The organism is Vibrio sp. 10N.247.310.17, from assembly GCF_041466605.1.
Taxonomy (GTDB): Bacteria; Pseudomonadota; Gammaproteobacteria; order Enterobacterales; family Vibrionaceae; genus Vibrio; species Vibrio tasmaniensis_A.
Genome location: NZ_JBFSTC010000181.1, coordinates 1 through 3,479, shown reverse-complemented (window position 1 = coordinate 3,479; position 3,479 = coordinate 1). Strand labels below are relative to the sequence as shown.

The following is a 3,479-nucleotide window of genomic DNA, read 5'->3' as shown; positions in this document are numbered from 1 at the left end:
GCTCTACTTCGAAAGACACTTGTTGGCCTTCTTTAAGAGTCTTGAAACCTTCAGAAGCGATTGCACGGAAGTGTACGAATACGTCAGCGCCGCCGTTGTCTTGAGTTAGGAAACCGAAGCCTTTCTCTTCGTTAAACCATTTTACTACGCCGTTTGTTTTGTTAGACATGATGTGTCCCTTATATAAAAATAAAAAATTAATCGCCAAAAGTGCGATGCGCTGAAAGCTTGAATTATTTAATGTATCTATGAAGCCAAGGGAAACACTGAGAATAACAATGAAGCAATACTAAGGGTTTTACTTTACAACTGGATGTTTCATTTAATAACCCTGAAAACAGAGCAAGCACATTCTTGGTGATCCTGACCAGGTTGTAAAGCGTTATTTGAATAAAATGACTATTTTTTGTTCAATTAACTTCTATTCAGCCCCACAACATCACTGAACTTCATTTACAAAGCTATGATCTGAAGAAATTTACTCTTCCGCGGTTTGGTTCGGACAACACACACGGCCAGTAATAATGTTCTACTAGAATCAAGAGTACGACAAAAGCAAAAACAAACGCCGCAACAGCACTCTCCACGTAACTAAACTACCAGTATCTTCACACCAAGTTCTCGTAAAGCATCAAGCACCTTAGGGTCAGCGCCGTCATCTGTAATCAATGTGTCAATCTGAGAAGCGGTAGCGAGTAACTTCCCACCATGCTTACCTACTTTGCTGCTATCTATCAGAGCCACAATACGATCACCATACTCCAGCAGCTTTTTCTCTGCCATATAGACCAATAGATCAGAGGTATGCACACCAGCTGTCGTAACACCCGTACCCGTAAAGAAGACAAAACGACTTTTATGGTCATCTGCTGCTTCTTCATCTGGAGAAATAGTGATCTGACGTTCGGGTAGATATTGGCCACCAAGTATGATGATACTTTGATGATCTTGACTAATCAGCTGATAAGCCAATGGCATAAAATTCGTCACAACTTGCACATCACGATGCGCTAAATGCTCTCCCATCAAAAAAGTCGTATTGCTACCACTCACAATAATACTGTCGTGTTCTTCACACATATCTGCCGCAGCTTTAGCAATTCGCTTTTTCGCTACATAGCTTTCTATATCTGTTTCGCAGGGGATAAAGCTGCTTGGTGCATGAGTTGCGGCTAGGGACGAGTCAAAATTGATTACCTCTGCCCCATTACGGATTTTTTTCAGCCTCCCTTCTTCCGCCAACTTTGTAATGTCCCGACGAGCTGTAGATAAAGAGATATCTAACATCTTCACATAGTCATTTGTCGTTATAAACGTATGACTCGTTAGATGATCTAACAAGCTTCTATGACGCTGAGCTTCATTCATTGTTCATACCATTAAGTTCTTTTGAATTATTTTGACGCATTATGAACTTTTGAGCAATTAGATTCTCAAAATGAACTCTTTTGAATTAACCCGACTCAAAATATGTGATCAAAACCATTACTTTGTTCATAATAAATCAAAAATGACCTTACGTGACCGCATTTGACCACTTATAGTCAATTTGCGTCATGAGAAGTCACTGGAGAGTAAAATGAAATACCAAGCAGTAATGATTGATTTAGATGGAACACTGTTAAGTGATGCTGAGCAGATCTGCGTGACTAACAAACAAGCGATTTGTCTTGCCGTTAATAATGGATATCAGGTGAGCTTGGCGAGTGGTAGACCGCACCAGCTGATGATGCCATATGTTGACCAGCTTCAATTATCGCTACCAATCATCTGCTGCAATGGTGCCTATATTTATGACCCTAAAACACAACGTGTTCAACATCAGCACACAATTAGTCATGAATCACTAACGGGTCTGTTGAGCTTACTGAATGATGGACATTTCGCCTTCACCATCTATTCAAGTAAGGGCATCTTTGCTCAAAAAGAATCAACTCATACAAAGGGTTTAGAAAAAAAGGCTGAGGTTATTAATGCCGCAATGGAGCTGCAGATTATCCCAACGCTGACCGAACTCATCGCTCGCAGTGGCGATGTCTACAAAGTATTAGTGTCTAGCCAAGACAAAGAATCTCTAAACCAGTTACGAGATTCCTTAAGAATGCACTTCCAAGCTGACTTATCAACACCGAATAAATTGGACATTACGTCTAAAGCAGCCACCAAAGGCCACGCTCTTCAGCAGTGGCTAAATGACCAAAGAATTTCATCTCATAACACCATTGCTTTTGGGGATGGGGACAACGATGCCTCTATGTTCCGACTTGTCGGAGAACCTGTCGCAATGGCTAATGCCAGCCCTGCTTTAAAAGGCATGGCTAATCTAATTGTTACCAATAACAACGGCTGTGGAATTGGCCAGTACCTTCGCTTGATAGTGCAAGAAGGCCAACACACATGCCAAAACACTTTTAGTTACTAAGGATAAATCATGAAAAAAGTAAAAATTGCCGCAGGATTAGCACACGTAGATTACGGCCACATTGCAGACGTAGTGAAAGAAGTATCTGATGCTGGTGCCGATTACATCCACTGTGATGCAGCAGATATGCATGACCTGAAAAACCTGCAATTGATGGGGGGGCATCAAATTGTTGAAGGCATTCGTCCTTACACTGAAAAGCCAATTGAAGTTCACGCTTACTTCAAAGATTGCGACAAATTATTTATCGATAAAATCGCAGCTGCTGGTGCAGACATGCTGATTCTACCAGCTGAGCATTTTATCGGTGCTCCTCTGTGTTACATCATTAAGTACTGTCAAAACCACGGTATGAAATTTGGTTTAACCGTTGGTGCATTAACGCCAGTGTCATTTGTTAAAGAATCTATCTACTACCTAGACCGTTTACACATTGTTATTCACGGCATTACTGATGGCGATGATGAATGGTTATGGCGCAAATCTGCGATTGCAATGATCCGCGAAGCACGTGAACTCATCAACGAACGCAACCCTAACTGTGAGCTATGTGTAGATGGCGGTATCCGTAACCACAACATCGAAGAACTGCTTAATGAAGATATTGATGTGATGGTTGCATCGACAAATATCTTTGGCCACAAAGACGGCATCACAGCAGGCGTTCGTGACTTCCGCGCAGCAATCGACCAACTGGAAGATAAAGCAGCGGCAGACACAAAAGAAGTCGAAACCGTTTAAGTAATTGCCTAGCGCAGTTTCTATCGAATCGATGCGCCACAGCAATCTAGAAATAACGGTGCTAAACCTACCCCCCTCTATGCTCGGGTTTGGCACCACTACCAAGGATTAAACCATGACACAGTTTCAACACTATCAACCGACCAAGCTAACCTTTGGTGCGGGTGAGATTCAGAAAATAGGTCAACTTATCGCTCAATATGGCACACGTTGCCTAGTAGTATCCGAACCTATTTTTGATGCAGTAAAGCCAGCCTATGACTAATGCCGTTCACTTAAGAGTGAACGGCATTTTTGTTCTTAGCATACCGTTGTG

Annotated in this window: 4 protein-coding genes and 1 pseudogene; 3 read left to right on the top strand and 2 right to left on the bottom strand. The window is 41.9% G+C overall.

Annotation, left to right across the window (positions count from 1 at the left end; all coding sequences use genetic code 11):
- Together AB6D80_RS24505 and ulaR are read right to left on the bottom strand one after the other, a co-directional pair.
- The coding region (locus AB6D80_RS24505) for a cold-shock protein (protein WP_372189889.1) at window positions 1-169 on the bottom strand (169 nt) is incomplete at its 3' end.
- A gap of 422 nt (window positions 170-591) precedes the next feature.
- Window positions 592-1,368 (bottom strand): HTH-type transcriptional regulator UlaR, encoded by a 777-nt coding sequence (gene ulaR / locus AB6D80_RS24500; protein ID WP_009847985.1) that lies wholly within the window; start codon window positions 1,366-1,368, stop codon window positions 592-594.
- A gap of 211 nt (window positions 1,369-1,579) precedes the next feature.
- Here ulaR and AB6D80_RS24495 point away from each other — a divergent pair, with 211 nt between their 5' ends.
- The 3 genes and pseudogenes from AB6D80_RS24495 to AB6D80_RS24485 form a co-directional block, all read left to right on the top strand.
- Window positions 1,580-2,422, top strand: a complete 843-nt coding sequence (locus AB6D80_RS24495) for an HAD family hydrolase (RefSeq protein WP_371701526.1) — start codon at window positions 1,580-1,582, stop codon at window positions 2,420-2,422.
- 9 nt (window positions 2,423-2,431) lie between these two features.
- On the top strand, window positions 2,432-3,163 hold the full coding sequence (locus AB6D80_RS24490; RefSeq protein WP_012603032.1) for a ribulose-phosphate 3-epimerase: 732 nt from the start codon (window positions 2,432-2,434) through the stop codon (window positions 3,161-3,163).
- A 115-nt stretch (window positions 3,164-3,278) separates the two neighbouring features.
- Window positions 3,279-3,425 (top strand): annotated as a pseudogene (locus AB6D80_RS24485) (alcohol dehydrogenase); the annotation flags it as partial.
- Window positions 3,426-3,479: the final 54 nt, after the last annotated feature.

Coding starts and splice junctions, on each gene's coding strand:
- AB6D80_RS24490 (WP_012603032.1), top strand. CDS start 2,432: ATGAAAAAAGTAAAAATTGCCGCAGGATTAGCACACGTAGATTACGGC.
- AB6D80_RS24495 (WP_371701526.1), top strand. CDS start 1,580: ATGAAATACCAAGCAGTAATGATTGATTTAGATGGAACACTGTTAAGT.
- ulaR (WP_009847985.1), bottom strand. CDS start 1,368: ATGAATGAAGCTCAGCGTCATAGAAGCTTGTTAGATCATCTAACGAGT.